The following is a 519-nucleotide window of genomic DNA, read 5'->3' as shown; positions in this document are numbered from 1 at the left end:
TTTGACCAAATGTTTGCAGATGAAAGATTCTTGGGACACACATACCATGAACTTGACGCAGTGGTTGATGCAAAAAGAATTGCAGTGCTTGAATTTGACTGAACAGCAAGCAAAAAAGTTAATGATAAGTAATCACTAACAAATCAGTCTAAAGGTCACCCAAAAGGTGGCTTTTTGTTATGTTATAATTATATTAGAGCAGGAGGTGAATTATGCCGGTATTATATGGTAGCAGGATTGACCTTCCTGAACTTCTTAGCACTGAAATTGGTGCTTTTAACCCTGAAACAAAAACAGAAGTGTCATCTGATGAGACTTTCCTAAGATGATTTGTAACAATTGCTGAAATTGGTCTTTCATTAATCCCTGGAATAGGTATATTAGGTGCTGCTGCTATTGGTTTAGCAGGTACAGCCGCACAAGCGGGTATTGACATGGAATATGAAGGTAAAATTAACTGATTATCAACCGGTATTGGGTTGGGTGCGTCAGTTGGTGGTGCTTTACTACAAGGTGCCG

1 protein-coding gene is annotated in these 519 nt (G+C 38.9%); it reads right to left on the bottom strand.

Going from position 1 to position 519, the window contains the following annotated elements:
* Nucleotides 1-193 precede the first annotated feature (193 nt).
* A partial coding sequence (locus tag QYM41_RS17885) for a hypothetical protein (RefSeq protein WP_368801110.1) occupies nt 194-519 on the bottom strand: 326 nt, incomplete at its 5' end.

Source organism: Kocuria oxytropis (genome assembly GCF_040981195.1).
GTDB lineage: Bacteria > Actinomycetota > Actinomycetes > Actinomycetales > Micrococcaceae > Kocuria > Kocuria oxytropis.
Note: the sequence above shows the minus strand (reverse complement) of the source record. Positions and strands in the feature narration are given on the sequence as shown.